Raw genomic sequence first — 15,833 nt, 5'->3', positions numbered from 1 at the left:
ATGGCCCGCGAGGAACGCTTTCGCATGCGCGACGTGCAGCGGATGCTGGGCGTTTCGCGAACCGTCATCACCCAGCTTGTCGCGGGCGGGTTCGTCCATCCGGCGCGCGGTCACGGCAGAGAGACGCTGTTCTCCTTTCGCGACGTCGTCATGCTTCGCACTGCCCATTCGTTGAGAAAAGCGGGCATCGCGCCGCGCAAGATCGTGCACGCACTGGAAAACCTGCGCGCGACCTGGTCGCCTGACAAGGACCTCACGACGATTCGGATAACAGCCGTCGGCGCCAACGTGGCCGTTCAGGACCGCGACGGGCCGTGGGACGCCCATACTGGTCAGTTGCTGCTGGATTTTGAACCGACGCCCGCATGCGGCGGTACCGGCAACGTCAGGGAACTTCAAAAGCGCCGCGCGCCCGAGGAATTTGCGAACGCTGCTGCAAGGGAAGCAGAAGGCGATGTGGACGGTGCCGAATCCGGATACCGGCGCGCCATTGAATCGGATCGGACCTATCTCGACGCCTACCTAAGCCTGGGCTGCCTGCTTTCTGAGCACGGTCGATACGACGAGGCGATGGAGGTGTGGCGCAAGGCCCTACTGGAGAACCCAGAGCATCATCTTCTTCACTTCAATCTGGGCGTTGCGTTGGAAGACTCAGGCCGCCTCGAACAGGCGCTCATCGCGTACCGGCGCAGTATCGAACTGAAACACGACTTCGCGGACGCTCATTTCAATGCGGCGCGCATCCATGAGGAACTGGGCGAGCAAACACATGCAATCAGGCACTACAACGCCTACCGGACCTTAAATTGCGATGATTGACGTTACGTCTGTGTCGGGTATTGGGCTTGCTGGCCATCCTCTGCAATCGTATCCGTGATTCGTGCCCGCGACCAACGTGTTAAAGACGCGTTGGCTGGAATTGTCAGGTTGGCTGCGCTTGACTCGCGCAGAGTGCGGCGTACGCTGGGACTTCTTCAAGCAGCGTCGCCAGCCGAAATTGTACAAATTCATCGTTGGACAGTGGCCTTCGCCGTGGGCGTGCGACCCGCACCTTCCCGTCCGTGTGGCAATCAATGCTCACGAGCGCGCGATCGTGATCCTTCACCAACGCGTCGACGAGTCCTGGATTCCATTCGGCAAATGGGACGACCGATACGTGAGGGACGTGATCATGGACGAAATTGACATGGTCATTGAAGATCCAAAAGCGTATGGCATGCGCAGTCGCGGCGACATTCCTGCAACCTGGGTGTACGACGAGGCACACCCTGGTGAAGTCAATATCGGCTGTCCCGTGCCGACACCAGTTCAGGAACACTTATGCGATTGTGCAGTTGCGTTCCCGGGGCGGCTCAGGAAGGCAGGGCCCGGTCACAACAGCTGCTGCTGATCCTGCTCCGCTGCCGCCGGTCTTGGTTTGCGCGGCAGCGGAAACGGCTCGGCGTGCATGGCTTCGACGGGATAGAGTTGAAGAAATGAGCGGGCCTCGTCGACCGTTCGGCACGACAGCCAATCGCCGTACTCCGTCGGTGGCACGATCACCACCGAGCGCTTCTCGTCACCTGGCTTGTGGAACCGCTTCATGAGCGGATGCTCGTCCGAGTTGACGGTTAGCATCGTGAAGGCGAGCGACTGTGATCCGTCGATCTCCTTCCACTGGCGCCAGAGACCCGCGATCGCGAGCGGGGCTCTGTCCGCCATGCCGATCTTCCATCGCACCGCTTTGCCCGTCTCGTAGTTCGGCTCGAAGAACGTCAGGCATGGGATCAGGCAAAGCTGCATGTTCTTCCACGCGCCGCTGAAGCTGCGCTTCTGCTCGACACTTTCGGTACGTGCATTCATCGTGTCGAACACCTTCACACCCGGCGGGATGTGCCGACGAGGAACGATGCCGAACGACGCAGGTACGGTCTCGAAACCGCCAAGGCCGCGACGAAAGACGGGCGCGAAATAGTCCTTGTAGATTTCGGGCTTGTACTCGAAGTCCGGACGTGGGAACAGGCTGAACGTATCCCAACGCGCGTCGTTTGGGTTGGCTTCGTAGCTGGTGCACATGGCGACCCTCCTTGAGCCGCCATGATAGTCCAGCGAGCGGAATCGAGAGCGACGGCTCTTTGACTCAAGGATCGCGGCGATGCGTCCGCGGCGCTCGGAGCGAAGTCTATCTCGGGATCAAAAGCCGTACAAAATCACCTCTCTTTCTGCGGCCAAAAGGTTGGGCACCCGATATAAAGTCGGGTCCATGCCGCTCAGCTCACTGATGCCCCATTCCGCTATAGACGGTTGTGACGAATCGCAGATTCGTCGGGGGTGCGGACAACGCAAATTCAGTATATAAGGCGCACATGGACATGAATTCTTTGTGGCTATCTGCCCCGTCGGATGCCTTTCGAATCTGGCAGGAAACGGAGGCCGTCGGGGCAGACCGACGGCCTTTCTCTGCGCGATCGCGTCTGCAGCACGCCGCAATGTTCGACCGCTTTCTCCGCCATATTCACGAGCGGCACGCGTCGGTGGCCACCTTCGACGCCGCGCAGATCGAATCATTCTTCAACGAGATCGAGAGTCGCACGACGCCCGGGACGTCGACGCGCTTGCGATACGCCAAGATGCTGAACCGGCTATGCCGCCATCTCGTCGACATCGGGCTGCGTGCCAGCAACCCGGCGTCTGAAGTAAGCGCGTTTGCTCGCTGGCCCGAGGACGAGCCGTTACCCCTTTACCTCGATCAGGCCGCAGACGAACGGCTGCAGGCGTGGACTACCCCGTCAGGGCTGGATGATTCTCGAATACTTCGAAACCGCGCCATCGTCGCACTGTTCCTCGGCACGGGAATATCGGCGGCCGAATTGCGTCAAGCGCGACTGCGTGACATTTTCGTCGACGACGCCAGGCCAAACGTCTACGTTCCCAAGCGCGGTGCCCGCGATCAACGGAGGGTAACGCTTCCTCAGTTTGCATTGCCAGCTCTGCAGCGATGGAAGGACGGTCAACCATGCTCGGACGCCGCTCTGCTTTTCCCTGCACCGGGTCGGGGTGGCGCGATGAACGACGTCCTTCTCGGCGCCGTTGTGAAGGACGCGCTCGAAGGTATCGGCTTTGTTGCACCCGATATGAGTCCACGCATACTGCGCAACACCTTCGCTCGCCGACAGTTGCTGGGCGGCCGAAGCAACGAAGACACGAGCCGCATGCTCGGGCTTGTCAGCCAACGAACGGTCACGCGTCTGCGTGCCACGATCAGCAAGTTGGGCTCCGCTTGACTTTGCGCACAGCTCCGTAGGGTGGGTTACGCCGGTTTATCCAGATCGGCATAACCCATCGATCGGAGTTCGAATACCTTATCAAACGGATTTTGCCGACATCGCGTATCCGGACGAGTCCGGGCGGCCCTGCGCATTGACTTTTCGCGTCGCCATTACCGCCTCGTCGGAACGGCTCGCAGTCGTTCACTTGCGGCACGTCAATCCGGCGTTTCAAAGCCCGATGAGTTCGTACATCGTTCGTGATCGAATCCTCAACCGGATACTGGACAGCCATTTACGCGGAATGCCGCTCAAGTCTGTCAGGCTGGTTGTGGAGGATGGCGACGAGACAGCCATGTTTCCCATCGAGGTCGATTTCCATGACTACATCGAGCGCCGAAATCCACACGAAGCAACACCCGTCGCGACCCGGCGCGGTCTCTTCACACAACGAGTGAAGATCCGATCAGAATTCGTGCTCGCGGGGCTCACGCGCGTACATACCAGCCACAGCAAACCCGTCGCAGTGCCAAAGGATATTGCGCGCGCTCTACGGTGATCGGATAAGGTCGAGCCGCACAAAGAGACACGATATTCATACTCTTTCCGCGGCCCACGGGGCGCAAATGTTGAGACACTACTCGTTGTCGCTTGACTTTACGGCTCACCAGGTAAGCTGGTTAAACCATAGGCAATCGAAACACCATGAAAGAGATCAAGCCGACCGATGAACAGCTCTCCACGCTAGATGCAGTTGCGTCCGGCGCAACGGTTAAAGTGAAAGCGTACGCGGGCGCAGGAAAAACGTCACAGCTGCGCATGATCGCCGAGCGCTTCAGTTCAAAACGCGGACTGTACCTCTCCTTCAACAAAGACATCGCAACCGATGCGAGAAAGAAATTCCCGCGCAACGTGACTTGCAAAACAGTTCATTCTGCGGCTTACGGAGCAACGGAAAAAGCTCTGACGGCGAGGCTCAATCTCCCGAAGGAGCCGCCTCACCATCTTGCGAGCAGGTATGGGCTTGGCCCCGTTCGGGTCCCGACGAGCATTGGCAAGACCATTGAACTGTCTGCGTTTCAGGTCGGGCGTTTAGTGGCGGACGGTGCGGCGCGCTTCTGCCGATCGGCGCAAGGCAACCCTGAGTTATGGCATATCCCTATCGATGAAATGATCACCGAGGCCGCGGCCGAGGAACTACGCTCAACGCTTCTTCCGTACGTCGTACGCCACTGGAATGAGAGCACGGACCCAAACGGGAGAACGGCGATCACGCCCGACGTCTACCTCAAAACGTGGGAGCGGTCGCGCCCTCAGATTGGTGCAGACTTCATCCTTCTCGACGAAGCGCAGGATAGTGACGGATTGATGCTGTCGGTATTGCGTCGGCAGGAACACGCCCAGATCATCTACGTCGGCGATCCGTACCAGCAAATTTACGAGTGGCGCGGCGCGGTCAATGCGATGGAACACATCAAGGCGCGTGAATGTACGCTGACCGAGTCTTTCCGCTTCGGGCACCACTTTGCCGCCCTCGCTTCGCGCGTGCTAAATCTCCTGGGCGAACGAATCCCGCTCCGTGGCCAGTCGCACATCGATTCCGTATTCTTTGAAGAGCCAGACCCGGCCAGGATGTTCGACGCCATCCTGTGTCGGAAAAACGTGACTGTAATCGGGAATCTCGCGAATGGGCTGCAGGCCGGGCACAAGGTAGCCATCAGGGCGAACGTCGAAGAGATTCTCGCCTTTGCAGACGGCGCTGACCGCCTGATGCGAGGCGAGCGTACGTTCAGCCCCGCATCGCTGGCGCTGTTCGAAACGTGGCGTGACGTGCAGGAGTATGCCGCCAGCTACGCCGGCCGCGACCTCCTACCCCTCGTTCAGATCATCGACCGGGAGGGCATTGCATACCTGCGCGACATGCTGTCGCGCGCTTCACCCGAGGCCGAGGCCGACTATGTTGTCTCGACCATCCATCGCGCAAAGGGCCTCGAGTGGAACCGCGTTAAGGTCTGCGGCGACTTTCGGTTCAAGACCGACGATGACGGAAGAACGACTCTAACTGATGAAGAGAAGCGCCTGCTCTACGTGGGTTTGACGCGGGCACGAAACGAGATGGATGTTTCCGAGCTTCGAAACGATTTACTTAAAGTTTTCAAGGACGCTGCCGAAAGGCAGTGAGGCACAGTCAGCATCGAGAAAATTGGCGAGAGGAAACATGTTTGAGGAAACCTGGAAACCAGTCCAAAGCGTCGCCGAACTGGAGGCTTTACTGAGACGCGTCGCGGCCGACATCAAGAGTGAGAACGGAGCGCGGCCCAACACGAGCGCGGCGTCGGAAGAATATCTCAAGAAAGCAGGATCAATCGTTGAGCTTATCCAAAATCTGGAGCGAGAGTATGTAAGGTTGACGGGGGACAGTCCGGCCGTACGCAAACGGGCTAAAAGCCTAGCCTACGAGTTCGCGCAACGAACGACTGGGCTATCTCTTGATTCCGTCAAGCTCTATGCACGTTGCTACGAGAAATTTGGTGGAATGCCGGACGCATGGGAGTACCTTAGAATTTCGGATATGCAGTTGCTGCTGCCGGACGATGCTGACGCCGACCTGATCAGGTACATAGCTGAACGCCGGAAAGACACCCCGGATCTGCGTCGCGAAGAAGTCCGCGAACTCATCCGGCGGTACCGGATGGCTCAAGCCTGAATAGCCCCGGTCACTGAAAATCGGCCTCGGCCACCGCCCTCTCGACCAATACGTTTTCCGTCCTGACTCTGGCTTCTGTATCGACCATATCCGGATCGGGAACGGCGATATACCGGTGCGGCTCACCGCGAATAGCCGCGCCGTTGTTGCCTTCGCTGACCAGCGCACGGGCCAGGCTGCCCTCTGCAACGTCGTCGCGTACCAGGACGCGCTTGCCGTCCGCCTCGATCGCCCAAATTTCAAACATGTCGTTTCCCGTTATCCCCGCGGGGCCTTGCGCGCCGCGAGTCGATAGTTGTTGTCGATCCACAGCCTCGCCCATTCGATTCCGCGTTCGTAGGCCTGTGCCCGATAAACGCGGTTTCCGAGATCAGTAAAAATGAACCGCTCGTCGCCACGCGAGACGATCACGCCCGAAACGAAAAGCCTTTGATTCGCCAGAATAGTCGGCGACGCCTCGATCTTCCAGCCTTCGTACTCCGCGAACCGCTTCACGCGTTTCATGGCATCTCCGTTTGTCACGCCGAGCCCGTTTCCGATGGTTATTCAGTCGCGGCCAAAGCCGTGCCGCAAGAGGGGCATTTGCCAGTCGCAACAATGGGCGTCCACCGTTGCCGCAATGCGCGCACTTGCGGCGCTGCGTGTTGGTCGCGTAACCCTGTTGCGCGAGCGTAGGGGCCTTTTGCAAATTTTCCACCCTGACGATGCAGTTCACGTCGATTTCTGTACTCCATCGTCCCGCCTGCTTGCTGTTGTTTTTCATTGTACGAAGAACTTCTCCAACAGTCCGTGCACATGGGCGTCCTCAATCCGCTTTCGCGTGACGCAGGACGTATTCCAAGGCGCTCATGGCGGAGAACTGGAAAAGGATGCGGTCGAATTTAGCCAGTGATATCTCCGCTTCTTGGCATACAACGCGAAGAGCTGTCTCCAAAGAAAGATAATCCTTACGACTCGACTGGACCTGAGCGGCGGTGCGTTCGTAACCAAGGTACTTGTAGAGCACTCCAACGATTCGGACATCAAGCGCGATGACGTCGTCAGACAGCCCCGTCGATATCATGAAGTCCGAGGCACTCTTCATTCTGAAGAACCGGCGCCGCTCGATAAGCGTGTCACGGAGTTCGTCGCGCGCCATTTTGGCTGATAGTCCATTCGGCAGGACGACTTCGCCCATATGCACAATAGTTGGTGTCTCCGCCATCTTCCCAAGCGTGTCAGCCGCCTTCTTGGGAAACCGGGTGGCCCTGTATGACTCGAGTACCCCGGCCATATATGCCTTGTCGTAGTGATGCCGCCGCCAGGCATGCAGGGATGTTGCCGCGCGAAAGTCATCTCGCATGGGGCCATTGTCAGCGATGGTTCCCATACCTCCCGACCAGCCCATAACGCAGACCTGCGTTACGAGTCGATGCCAGGCGTCATCGCTCGAAGGCATCTGCCCCGGCCGCAGACGCGCGGGCATTCGCACGTTAGGGCCTAGCGTATGGATGACAGAGTGGAGGATGCGCTGTCCTTCTCTCGCAATTGTGGTCCGAACTCCGTCTTCAAGAATGAGCGCCTTCATATTCGTCTGGCTTTTCAAGTCTCCCGATCCCTGCTTTGAAGCACTAAAGGGTATTTGCATTTCGTCATCCTTCTCCCCGTTTTCCTATGGAATAGCCCGGGCACCGGCTGGGAGCTCATACGCAAGTTCGTTGAGTCGTGCGAACTCTGCCTCGTGGTCTTCTTCCGCAGCTAGCGGTCGAGCATTTTCATACCATCCTTGCAAAGCAGCTTGTGCTATCGCGCTACGGATCTTGATCTCCGCTACCGGTAACGGAACATCATTTGCGAAAGGCCCACGAATCAGGTTTTCACTCGCTTCTGTAACATCGCTGTAGGTAGTGTTCAATTTCATCGCTTCCGATCATTGCGCGTCGAATTTCGCGCGCAATTGCTTATAGTCGAGGCAGCACGCATCCATAACCGCGGCACGCAAGCCGGTCACTCGACCGTCTTCTCTTCCGCCTTCCGCTTTTCAATCTCTGCTTTCCTGATGCGAGCATGGAGCGATTTGTGATCGGGCATTTCCCGCTCGAACTGCGCTTCCAGCTCGGGTATGAACGTTACGTCCAAAGGTCTTTTCTTATAAGCGTCTCTTCGTTGCTCAATCAGGCCGTTGAACTCCGCTCGCGACGCTTCGAGCTGCGCGGTTCCGCGTTCTCCGGCGTCGATTTCCGTCCGTATCTTCTCGGCGATGGTGAGCACTTCCAAACCGTAGAAGGCTAGGCGCTCCAGCTCGGATTCATACTGATCCGCCGTATCAGCCCATACACCGCTGCGGGTGATCCACTCAGCCGCGTCCGTATATTCGCGCATTAATGCGCGAAGCGGCGCGACGAACCGAATGGGTAGTTCCACCCACCGCGGCTCCGGGTCGAACTTCAGCTCGACACTGCGTTGCGCATCAGAGAATGGATTCGGTTCATGCCGGTAATACTCGGCCAGCCCTTCGTGAATGTCGTACACCAAGCTGGCGCAGCGGTTCGCGAACGATTCGAGTTGGTCCATGATTTCCAGCTTGACGTGATCGATGCGCTGTTTGTCCTTTGCGTTCTCGTGCCTTCGGTCTAGTAACTTCGAGATTGCATTCCAGCCAACGTTGACGACTGCGCTAACAAGAGCGCTCGACGCCACAACTGTCACCCAATTAATGCTGGCTGCTGGTTCTACGGTCACTGGCATACGTTTTCCTTGACCTTGAATCGTCACCGCTTTTATCGGAAGCAGTACGCGCCTGACTGTTCGCGGCCATCGCCGCTTGGTATGTCATGTCATGCCGCCCGCGGTAAACCCGCCGCTCCCCCCGTCGATGGATGCGCCGAGTCGAGCAACGGTTTCATACGGCAGGCCGGTGCCTTGAGCCAACTCCATCCAAAAGTACGCCTGTATAGGTCGCGTTTGCGCCAGAAGTAACTGGTTCGCGTAATCCTCAAGCACCGAAGCATCCCGATTTTCACTGTTTGCCTTAGCCCTTTTTCTTGCGTCGGACCCGCGATAACCGTTGCGACGAACATGAACTGGATACGTAACCATAGCTGATTCCTCGCTGTGGCCCGCGCGACCGGCGCGAGCGCCTTTTTCCTAGTCCTGCGCCCGCGTCGAGTTGCGGGCCTTCGTGATCGCCTGATCGGCCAAGTGTCTGTGCGAATTCGTGTCGAGTTCCGGATTGGTGTCGATGGCGTGCGCGATCCACATTTCGTATCGCGCCGTAGCATCGGCTTCAGTCCACCCATGCTTTAGATGCTGGCCGATGAAGTCGGCTTTCGCACGAGGATCTGTGCGCGGAAGGGAGCTGCCCGATGCTGAATAAACCGTAGGAACGAATCTCATCGCCTTTTCCGTTTTTCTTTCTACGGTCTTGCAAATCGGACTAGCGCGTAACCGCCCGCTCCAAGCGCGCAGACGACGACCAGAAGTAACGCCGTGCTCGCCCGATCAAGCTCCCCATGCGCCCGAAGCGCCGCACCCGAAAAGCCGATCACCAAGCCAGCAATCATGATTACCGACCCGAGCGCTAAAACACTCCCTCTCACGAATCGACCCGTCTTGGAATCCAGCGGATGCACACCTACGCTTGCCTTCATTCTTTCCCCGTTTTCCGTGACGAATCGTGAAGACTATGGTTAGGATGGCACCCGGTCTGAATCGCGACACATTACTTTCGAGTGACTTCAAGGATACGAACCTCACTCGCCGGAATGTGGACATTCGTTCCCTCATCTTTATATGTAAGGGTGATGCCTCGGGAATCCTTCTTCCAGCAGCCAACATGTACGTGAGCGCCGTCGCGATAGGCGATCACGGAAACCGCTACACTTCCATCGCACCCTGGTTTTGCAGACGGGATATCGTAAAACAGAAGCGTCCCTGCCATTCGGCCTGTCGGGCCGTCGACATCGCGACTATTTTGGTAGAGAGTTTCTGCACTCGCCGGCTGAACAGCGATGATCCCGCAAAGCGCCCCAAGTGCGAATCCTAATCGCTTCTGCATCGTCCTTTCCCTATGCAAAATGTCTTCCGGTGTCAGTTGAGTTTTTTCACGACGATCTTGCCGCGCTCGATATCGGCATGTTCGTCAGCCTGCAAAAACCGTTTTCCTATTCGTCAGAAAGGCATGCACGATGGAACAATTCGCCGAGACCGTTGAGCCCGACAAACCAGAAATCGAAGCTCGCACCCTTCGCACCTTTGAATACGTCATTCCAGGGCGCGTTAAAGTAAGAGACGACACCCAACGAAACTAGATGCTCAATGTACGTGTACACCAATTCGGGTTGCGCTAGTTCTTCCGGGCGAACAGCAATGCGCTGTAGGTGTCGCTTTTGTTCGTCGGCCATGCCAGAAGTGTTAATCAGCGCTTCTCGTTGATCGTTGAGCAAGACCGCCACATCTTTCTTTGGCGGGCGCATATAGGCTGCTGGTTTGGCAGCGGCGATCTGCTGTATCAATGCGGCTTCGTCGGGAGCAAGCTGGCTAATAATCTGCACAAATGCTGGATGCGCTTCGCCTACTCGTTCCCGGTCAATCGCCCGAGACAAGAGGCTCACGAACATATTGCCGACCACGCTCTTATCGTCATGGAATCTTAGCTGTTCGGCAATCGGCAATGCCAACGACTCCACCGGCGCAATCCTTCGATCTTCAGGCACTCGCTCAATGGACTTGCGGAGATGCCCAGCCAACCGGTCTTGCAAGGTTGCCGCGTACTGGAGCGGGAAAAGCACCAGGCGAAGCGTCTTGACGAGGTCCTGGCCTATTTTTCCCGTTTCCTTCAAAGCAGGTGAGATCGTGTCGTCATAGGCCGCCTTGGCGACCTCTGTCGGAATGGCCTTAATCAAGTCGAGGTCGTCCATATCAACGGTCCTATGTATGTTTTCCGTCGTCGCTAGTACGTTGTGATATCGCCGGTTGCGGGATCGACCACCGCTACGCTGTCGCAAGTCTCACCAAACACTTCTTGCTGGTTGTAGACGTTGCCCGCCGAATCTTCGAACTTGTCGCTGCCGTGAATCATGTAGATTTTCGTCGGTTGGCCCGTCCTGCGGACATGAACCGTATGCCCGGTCGGAAGCACGATTCCGTTAGCTCGAATCGGCGCGATAACGTCGTCCTTCGTGTGGATATCAGAGACGGCATCGCGCATCCGCTGCACACCATCGCGATATTCCTGCGCCGATGCGCCTTCGTGAAACTCGTCTACGATGATCGTTTTCTTAATCATGGTGTTTCCTTTACCGAATGATGAACCGTGATCAACAAGTATGTTATCGGTACAGCTCTTGTCGAGGTCGATCTCGGTTGTTGTGGCGCTAGTCTAGTTTGGCCGCTTCTTCTTGCGCTTTACTGCGCGCTTGGCTCACAGCAGTTTCGACATGGGCATCCAAGTTCTCACGAAAGCACGCATGGTAGAACTTGTTATCCGTATCAGGTTTGATCGTCTGCTTCGCAAGCTCGCTACAATGCCGACCAGTCTCCACAAGGAATTGATGCTGTTCATATTTCGAAACCCATACAGGCGTGAATAAGCCCAGCACGTATGCAACGCCAGCTACTGCGACCAATGGAATCAGCCGTTTAATCATTCAAACCTCTATTAGCCAACAGACATGGGAAAAGGCCCAGATTTTAGCCCTAGGCGCCTCTTTGTTTTCCGTGGTCGTGCGTGGTTAAGACTTGTCGATCCAGCGCGGGCGTTTCTCGTCGGGCTTCGCGTCGATCGGTCGGCCGCCGTTGCTGCGATTCCACGCCAAACGATGAACACCTGTGATGTGTTCGACAATCCGTTCACCATCTTCAGGCCGGATGCGAATGCTCGCGCGAACGGTCGGCCGCTGGTTTTCGCCTACCGGTTCAAGGTCGAACGTGAAAGTCACGTCACGGTAGCCGGGAGCGTCGCCGTAGGTTTTGAGCTTGGCACTGAAGTCCAGTTCGTCATCGGCCTGCTGCCGATTGGCGAACTCGTCATGCCGCGCCAGTCGCGTGCGCTCGGCGGACGCGTAAGCGGCGGTCTGTGCGTCGCGTTCAAACTCCTTCGCAACGGCCGGTACGAGGATCGCCCACTCCGGGCCAATGCTGTCGATTGCCTCGGCAATCGTGTGGTTCATCGCATCTAGTCAGTCAGGCCTGTTGAGAACGAGCGCGGCCGCGAGGGATTCGCCCTTAGACATGGCATTGATGCCGCCGGCTGCGGCGTCGCGCGCCTTGCTGAGCATGTGTTTGAAATCTGGACTGCTTGTGTCGATCACTACCTCGGTAATCTTGTTGAGCATGCTCTTGAAATCCCGGTTGCTCTTGTCCATCGTCACCCTCCGCTAATTTTCCGTTGATTATCCGATTAGCACTTCAGCGGGTATTTTCAATTCGCGGTTCAAACGGCGAATCATTGAGAGGCTAAGACCGCGCTTTCGATTGAGGACTTCGTACACCCGATTCAAGTTGCCGATATACGGTTGCATGTCGCTGGCCGACAGTCCTGCCTGTTCCATGCGGAATTTGATGGCTTCGACAGGATCGGGAAGATCGAGCGGAAAATGCTCTGTCTCGTAACGCTCCACTAGCGTAGCGAGGATTTCGAGACGATCCCCGTCCGGTGTGCCAGGTTCCGGGTCAACGTCAACAAGACGGGATACGGTTTGCAACGCTTCCTTATAGTCGCGTTCGTTGTGGATTGGACGAATTTCCATGTTGGCTACTCCAGTTCAACGGTTTCAGCATCGATCCGGTCGTACTCGCCATGCGTTCCGATGAACTTGATATAGACGACACCGATGCGGTAAGCCACTGCGACGATCAGCCGGTAATCGTTCCCCTTGATGTTGAATACCACCCGGTTTCGCCCGACAAAGCTCGCGGAGGCGTATCTGGCCTTGATGTCCTGCGGCGTCATCCAGACGGCCCTTACCGCTTCCTCATGCCATGCCAGCAGCGACTGCCGAGCCGTTGGGTGCCTGTCGCAGAATGCCAGGAGGACTCTTTTCGCAATAACTTTCATGAGAAACATGATAGTCCCATATTGGGACTAATGCAAGCGTATTGTTTCGCTTCCAGTCGGGCGATGCGGGCAGATTCGGACGGCTCGGCAGCGGCCATACCGGAACGTCTAGCACCGTGCCTGGCTACCCGATTTATCGGCATCCCGCGCCGAAAATCAATGCCCGGCAAGCGTCAAATGGCTCTCATAACACTTCGCAAAACATCTGCCGTAACTTCTTATCGGAGACGGCCAGATAGGGCCGAACATGCTCCAGCTCCGCATGACCTTGAAGCTGCTGCACCGTCTGAAGATCGTGCCCTTGCTCAACGAGGTTACTGGCAAACGAGCGTCGGCCCGAATGGGATGATCCATCGCGTATCCCCGCATCTCTGTAGAGCTTTGTGACGTGTGATTGCAAGCTGTCACACGCAGAGTAATCAACCTGTTCCCCGGCCTCGTTGATGCGGCGCTTGGTGTTCATCGCAAACTTACGACCCTTGCCAGCAAGGACCAGGCAACTTGACGCAGCGAGTCCGCGATAGCGCTCTGCGGTTAGCTCGGTTCCGATGCCTCGCGCAATGCGATGGCTCAGATAGCACTCCAGAGCCGAAACCGTTTTCGGATGCGTGAGATAGATGCAGCGCTGCCGACAGCCCTTCGTGATTGCAGCGCGAAGACTGACCTCTGAACGGATCGCGCCCGGAGGGAACATCACGTCTTGAACCTCGATTTGAGCTATTTCGCTGACGCGCATTCCGCACGTAATGCCTAGCAGGAGAACGAGACAATCGCGCTCGGGATGGCGCGATGTCGCAGACGTAACGACGAGTAGGTGCCGGATTTGAGCCGGTCGAAGTGTTGCAGCTTGAGCCATGCGCCCCTCTGAATGGGATCAGTTAATGACGTATTCAGAGAGAGATTTGCTGAGTGTCTTTTTCAAGCGTATCACGGCTTGTTTGTTCGATAACTCGGAAAAGAAAAAAGCCCGCGGTTCCGAAGAACGCGCGGGCTGTGGCAGGAGATCTGATACCTTCAGGCGACAAAGGAAAGCCGAAACTGGTCGCCGGCGGCAGGCGCGACGCGCCGAATCGCAGACTCCATCCAACGGTCGACCTCAGCGATACGGTGAGCGATCGTATTTGACACCCCGGCCTTTCGGGCCTTCACGCGCGCAGCAAAGTCGGCCGCCATGGAGTCAACGCTTGCCACCCAGTCGTACATCTTCACCCTATCCAACGCCTGCCCTTTCACTCCGAAGAGATGACAGCGAGTGCCGGGAGGAAGATGCCCTTCGAGGCCTTCGAGAATCGCGAACAGGCCATGGTGCGGATCTGTAAGATGCCGCCTACAAACAGAACCAAGTCCTATCAGCGCCGGCGGCGCAATCCACGGCATCCAGCGCTCCCACACCTGCATCATGAGGTCGATGCTACGGCGGTAGTCGTCGACCGACCAGCCCTGCGCCACGGGTACGGGAATGCGAACCATGTTCTGCACCGCGTTCGCGCTCAGCGTCCGCGCTAGCTGATCCTGCCACGCATACACCACCCGAAGCATGCCTTCGAGCAGCGTCGCCGTCGCATTCACCCTATAGTCGATCGCCTGTTGATCGACGGCCAACTCCGGCTCGCAGCAGAGGTCGGGCTGCGCGACCCATGCCGCTCCGGAAAATGACGCCAGTTCAACAAACTGTTCCATTGTCCACGGATAAACACCGGCTATACCCGGCTGCCGCCCCTTCGACTGGAACAGCTTCATGGCGGTGAACCCGGCGCTGTCCAGTGCGAAATCGATCTCCGTCAGATCGGTTGCTTCTGGGATGCGGAAACGCCCCCTCTTCGGGTTCCAGAAAGCAGACGCGGAGACCATTGCGGCGAAGCCTTCATTGAAAGCGTGAAACGCCAGCTTGCCGCCGCTATGAGGAATGCCGCCTCGTATCACAAGACCATCATCGACGTGCGCATTGAGTTGCGACATCGGCATGCGGCCGCGTTCCCATTTAATTTGCATAGCATTGCTCCAAGACAAACGCGGAGCAGCCCATGCGGGCCGCCCCGCATGGGTGAGGAAGACGACCGCTTACGCGGCCAACGGGAAGAGATGCATCTGTTGTCCTTCGATCCCGCGCATCCGCGAATCGCTGATGGCGTTTTCAATGAGATGCCGGTCCAACTCGGCAGGCGTGAGATTCAGACGCTCAGCGAGGTGCGCGAAATACTGCCCGCGCGTCGCCATGTCCTGATAGCGCTGTGACGCGCCCTTCGGTAGCGTCAGCATCGTTTCGTTGAGCCAGAAGCGCGCCGATTCGATTGCCGCATGGCCCTGAACACGTGCGTACCACGCGTGGTCGAAGGTGCACGTCACGAATTCGCACGCCCGCGAAGCGTCGACGTGCGGCTGCAGGTTGTCGAAAGCCGCCTATGCAGGTTCGGCTACGACTATGTGTGTCGTCCATGCGGATGCTGATGGCAGGAGGCCAACAGCTCCGAGTCTTCGGTGCCATGTGCTTCAACGCTGGAACCGTTCAGGATCGCCGCCTGTAGATAAAACAGGAATGCGACATCGTCTGGTCCATGCACTTCGGCAACCGCCCCAAGCGATTCGACTTCGTCGAGCAGTTCGCGCACGAACTGCGACGAGAGGTCTGCGCGACGCACGGTCACAATCGCGTTGACCGCGATATCTGCGCCGGCGCCGGGATCATCGTCAGGAATGTCCGTACTGTCGATTGCCTTTGATTCGACCAGGCAACGCATCACGTCGTCAAAAAAATCACTGCATGAGTACGTCATCGATTGCCTCCAGCAAGTGGGTTGAGCAAACCGCACCAACCGGGCGATTTGCCCGGTTGGGAACGTAACTG

General features: G+C 57.4%; 24 protein-coding genes. 6 read left to right on the top strand and 18 right to left on the bottom strand.

Going from position 1 to position 15,833, the window contains the following annotated elements; all coding sequences use genetic code 11:
* Together PPGU16_RS41905 and PPGU16_RS41900 are read left to right on the top strand one after the other, a co-directional pair.
* Entirely contained in the window at positions 1–819 is an 819-nt protein-coding gene (locus PPGU16_RS41905) for a tetratricopeptide repeat protein (protein WP_180727462.1), read from the top strand.
* 61 nt (positions 820–880) lie between these two features.
* The gene (locus tag PPGU16_RS41900) at positions 881–1,390 is read left to right on the top strand and encodes a hypothetical protein (protein ID WP_180727461.1); all 510 of its coding nucleotides are present in this window, start codon (positions 881–883) and stop codon (positions 1,388–1,390) included.
* On the opposite strand, the gene PPGU16_RS41895 is transcribed toward PPGU16_RS41900, so the two are convergent.
* Positions 1,372–2,055, bottom strand: a complete 684-nt coding sequence (locus PPGU16_RS41895; RefSeq protein ID WP_180727460.1) for an SOS response-associated peptidase — start codon at positions 2,053–2,055, stop codon at positions 1,372–1,374. The genes PPGU16_RS41900 and PPGU16_RS41895 overlap by 19 nt on opposite strands.
* Positions 2,056–2,468: 413 nt before the next feature.
* On the opposite strand from PPGU16_RS41895, the gene PPGU16_RS41890 reads away from it, so the two are divergent.
* The 4 genes from PPGU16_RS41890 (at position 2,469) to PPGU16_RS41875 (ending at position 5,952) form a co-directional block, all read left to right on the top strand.
* Complete coding sequence (locus PPGU16_RS41890) at positions 2,469–3,263, top strand: tyrosine-type recombinase/integrase (RefSeq protein ID WP_345961201.1); 795 nt, start codon at positions 2,469–2,471, stop codon at positions 3,261–3,263.
* 136 nt (positions 3,264–3,399) lie between these two features.
* Entirely contained in the window at positions 3,400–3,804 is a 405-nt protein-coding gene (locus PPGU16_RS41885; RefSeq protein ID WP_243460793.1) for a hypothetical protein, read from the top strand.
* Positions 3,805–3,950: 146 nt separating this feature from the next.
* Positions 3,951–5,426: a 3'-5' exonuclease gene (locus PPGU16_RS41880; protein ID WP_180727458.1), complete on the top strand. Its 1,476-nt coding sequence runs from the start codon at positions 3,951–3,953 to the stop codon at positions 5,424–5,426.
* A 37-nt stretch (positions 5,427–5,463) separates the two neighbouring features.
* Positions 5,464–5,952 (top strand): hypothetical protein, encoded by a 489-nt coding sequence (locus tag PPGU16_RS41875; RefSeq protein ID WP_180727457.1) that lies wholly within the window; start codon positions 5,464–5,466, stop codon positions 5,950–5,952.
* A 10-nt stretch (positions 5,953–5,962) separates the two neighbouring features.
* Here PPGU16_RS41875 and PPGU16_RS41870 read toward each other — a convergent pair whose 3' ends face one another.
* From PPGU16_RS41870 to PPGU16_RS41790, 17 genes are all read right to left on the bottom strand, one after another.
* Positions 5,963–6,199: a hypothetical protein gene (locus PPGU16_RS41870; protein ID WP_180727456.1), complete on the bottom strand. Its 237-nt coding sequence runs from the start codon at positions 6,197–6,199 to the stop codon at positions 5,963–5,965.
* An 11-nt stretch (positions 6,200–6,210) separates the two neighbouring features.
* Positions 6,211–6,456, bottom strand: a complete 246-nt coding sequence (locus PPGU16_RS41865; RefSeq protein ID WP_180727455.1) for a hypothetical protein — start codon at positions 6,454–6,456, stop codon at positions 6,211–6,213.
* A gap of 301 nt (positions 6,457–6,757) precedes the next feature.
* Positions 6,758–7,579: an 8-oxoguanine DNA glycosylase gene (locus PPGU16_RS41860; protein WP_180727454.1), complete on the bottom strand. Its 822-nt coding sequence runs from the start codon at positions 7,577–7,579 to the stop codon at positions 6,758–6,760.
* Between the two features lie 24 nt (positions 7,580–7,603).
* The gene (locus tag PPGU16_RS41855) at positions 7,604–7,852 is read right to left on the bottom strand and encodes a hypothetical protein (RefSeq protein ID WP_180727453.1); all 249 of its coding nucleotides are present in this window, start codon (positions 7,850–7,852) and stop codon (positions 7,604–7,606) included.
* A gap of 86 nt (positions 7,853–7,938) precedes the next feature.
* Positions 7,939–8,679 (bottom strand): hypothetical protein, encoded by a 741-nt coding sequence (locus PPGU16_RS41850; protein WP_180727452.1) that lies wholly within the window; start codon positions 8,677–8,679, stop codon positions 7,939–7,941.
* A gap of 84 nt (positions 8,680–8,763) precedes the next feature.
* Positions 8,764–9,030 (bottom strand): hypothetical protein, encoded by a 267-nt coding sequence (locus tag PPGU16_RS41845; protein WP_180727451.1) that lies wholly within the window; start codon positions 9,028–9,030, stop codon positions 8,764–8,766.
* A 1,064-nt stretch (positions 9,031–10,094) separates the two neighbouring features.
* Positions 10,095–10,850, bottom strand: a complete 756-nt coding sequence (locus PPGU16_RS41840; protein WP_180727450.1) for an Abi-alpha family protein — start codon at positions 10,848–10,850, stop codon at positions 10,095–10,097.
* A gap of 32 nt (positions 10,851–10,882) precedes the next feature.
* Positions 10,883–11,218: a hypothetical protein gene (locus tag PPGU16_RS41835; protein WP_180727449.1), complete on the bottom strand. Its 336-nt coding sequence runs from the start codon at positions 11,216–11,218 to the stop codon at positions 10,883–10,885.
* Positions 11,219–11,306: 88 nt separating this feature from the next.
* A complete protein-coding gene (locus PPGU16_RS41830; protein ID WP_180727448.1) occupies positions 11,307–11,579 on the bottom strand; it encodes a hypothetical protein in 273 nt (90 codons plus the stop codon).
* A gap of 84 nt (positions 11,580–11,663) precedes the next feature.
* Complete coding sequence (locus tag PPGU16_RS41825; protein ID WP_180727447.1) at positions 11,664–12,101, bottom strand: hypothetical protein; 438 nt, start codon at positions 12,099–12,101, stop codon at positions 11,664–11,666.
* Positions 12,102–12,110: 9 nt separating this feature from the next.
* Positions 12,111–12,296 (bottom strand): hypothetical protein, encoded by a 186-nt coding sequence (locus PPGU16_RS41820; protein ID WP_180727446.1) that lies wholly within the window; start codon positions 12,294–12,296, stop codon positions 12,111–12,113.
* A 27-nt stretch (positions 12,297–12,323) separates the two neighbouring features.
* Complete coding sequence (locus PPGU16_RS41815) at positions 12,324–12,680, bottom strand: helix-turn-helix domain-containing protein (protein ID WP_180727445.1); 357 nt, start codon at positions 12,678–12,680, stop codon at positions 12,324–12,326.
* 5 nt (positions 12,681–12,685) lie between these two features.
* Positions 12,686–12,988 carry a type II toxin-antitoxin system HigB family toxin gene (locus tag PPGU16_RS41810; protein ID WP_180727749.1) on the bottom strand — a complete coding sequence of 101 codons (303 nt, stop codon included), beginning with the start codon at positions 12,986–12,988 and terminating at the stop codon, positions 12,686–12,688.
* 184 nt (positions 12,989–13,172) lie between these two features.
* Entirely contained in the window at positions 13,173–13,844 is a 672-nt protein-coding gene (locus PPGU16_RS41805; RefSeq protein WP_180727444.1) for a tyrosine-type recombinase/integrase, read from the bottom strand.
* A gap of 158 nt (positions 13,845–14,002) precedes the next feature.
* Complete coding sequence (locus PPGU16_RS41800) at positions 14,003–14,980, bottom strand: deazapurine DNA modification protein DpdA family protein (protein WP_243460792.1); 978 nt, start codon at positions 14,978–14,980, stop codon at positions 14,003–14,005.
* A gap of 69 nt (positions 14,981–15,049) precedes the next feature.
* On the bottom strand, positions 15,050–15,334 hold the full coding sequence (locus PPGU16_RS41795; RefSeq protein ID WP_180727238.1) for a hypothetical protein: 285 nt from the start codon (positions 15,332–15,334) through the stop codon (positions 15,050–15,052).
* 74 nt (positions 15,335–15,408) lie between these two features.
* Positions 15,409–15,762 (bottom strand): hypothetical protein, encoded by a 354-nt coding sequence (locus PPGU16_RS41790; protein WP_180727443.1) that lies wholly within the window; start codon positions 15,760–15,762, stop codon positions 15,409–15,411.
* Positions 15,763–15,833: the final 71 nt, after the last annotated feature.

It is taken from the genome of Paraburkholderia largidicola (assembly GCF_013426895.1).
GTDB classification, from domain to species: domain Bacteria; phylum Pseudomonadota; class Gammaproteobacteria; order Burkholderiales; family Burkholderiaceae; genus Paraburkholderia; species Paraburkholderia largidicola.
This window is presented reverse-complemented; position numbering and strand designations above follow the sequence as displayed.

What these genes read in the sequence shown, in the direction of transcription:
- PPGU16_RS41905 (WP_180727462.1), top strand. Translation starts at nt 1, where the DNA reads ATGGCCCGCGAGGAACGCTTTCGCATGCGCGACGTGCAGCGGATGCTG.
- PPGU16_RS41895 (WP_180727460.1), bottom strand. Translation starts at nt 2,055, where the DNA reads ATGTGCACCAGCTACGAAGCCAACCCAAACGACGCGCGTTGGGATACG.
- PPGU16_RS41890 (WP_345961201.1), top strand. Translation starts at nt 2,469, where the DNA reads ATGTTCGACCGCTTTCTCCGCCATATTCACGAGCGGCACGCGTCGGTG.
- PPGU16_RS41880 (WP_180727458.1), top strand. Translation starts at nt 3,951, where the DNA reads ATGAAAGAGATCAAGCCGACCGATGAACAGCTCTCCACGCTAGATGCA.
- PPGU16_RS41875 (WP_180727457.1), top strand. Translation starts at nt 5,464, where the DNA reads ATGTTTGAGGAAACCTGGAAACCAGTCCAAAGCGTCGCCGAACTGGAG.
- PPGU16_RS41870 (WP_180727456.1), bottom strand. Translation starts at nt 6,199, where the DNA reads ATGTTTGAAATTTGGGCGATCGAGGCGGACGGCAAGCGCGTCCTGGTA.
- PPGU16_RS41865 (WP_180727455.1), bottom strand. Translation starts at nt 6,456, where the DNA reads ATGAAACGCGTGAAGCGGTTCGCGGAGTACGAAGGCTGGAAGATCGAG.
- PPGU16_RS41860 (WP_180727454.1), bottom strand. Translation starts at nt 7,579, where the DNA reads ATGCAAATACCCTTTAGTGCTTCAAAGCAGGGATCGGGAGACTTGAAA.
- PPGU16_RS41855 (WP_180727453.1), bottom strand. Translation starts at nt 7,852, where the DNA reads ATGAAATTGAACACTACCTACAGCGATGTTACAGAAGCGAGTGAAAAC.
- PPGU16_RS41850 (WP_180727452.1), bottom strand. Translation starts at nt 8,679, where the DNA reads ATGCCAGTGACCGTAGAACCAGCAGCCAGCATTAATTGGGTGACAGTT.
- PPGU16_RS41845 (WP_180727451.1), bottom strand. Translation starts at nt 9,030, where the DNA reads ATGGTTACGTATCCAGTTCATGTTCGTCGCAACGGTTATCGCGGGTCC.
- PPGU16_RS41840 (WP_180727450.1), bottom strand. Translation starts at nt 10,850, where the DNA reads ATGGACGACCTCGACTTGATTAAGGCCATTCCGACAGAGGTCGCCAAG.
- PPGU16_RS41835 (WP_180727449.1), bottom strand. Translation starts at nt 11,218, where the DNA reads ATGATTAAGAAAACGATCATCGTAGACGAGTTTCACGAAGGCGCATCG.
- PPGU16_RS41830 (WP_180727448.1), bottom strand. Translation starts at nt 11,579, where the DNA reads ATGATTAAACGGCTGATTCCATTGGTCGCAGTAGCTGGCGTTGCATAC.
- PPGU16_RS41825 (WP_180727447.1), bottom strand. Translation starts at nt 12,101, where the DNA reads ATGAACCACACGATTGCCGAGGCAATCGACAGCATTGGCCCGGAGTGG.
- PPGU16_RS41820 (WP_180727446.1), bottom strand. Translation starts at nt 12,296, where the DNA reads ATGGACAAGAGCAACCGGGATTTCAAGAGCATGCTCAACAAGATTACC.
- PPGU16_RS41815 (WP_180727445.1), bottom strand. Translation starts at nt 12,680, where the DNA reads ATGGAAATTCGTCCAATCCACAACGAACGCGACTATAAGGAAGCGTTG.
- PPGU16_RS41810 (WP_180727749.1), bottom strand. Translation starts at nt 12,988, where the DNA reads ATGAAAGTTATTGCGAAAAGAGTCCTCCTGGCATTCTGCGACAGGCAC.
- PPGU16_RS41805 (WP_180727444.1), bottom strand. Translation starts at nt 13,844, where the DNA reads ATGGCTCAAGCTGCAACACTTCGACCGGCTCAAATCCGGCACCTACTC.
- PPGU16_RS41800 (WP_243460792.1), bottom strand. Translation starts at nt 14,980, where the DNA reads ATGCAAATTAAATGGGAACGCGGCCGCATGCCGATGTCGCAACTCAAT.
- PPGU16_RS41790 (WP_180727443.1), bottom strand. Translation starts at nt 15,762, where the DNA reads ATGACGTACTCATGCAGTGATTTTTTTGACGACGTGATGCGTTGCCTG.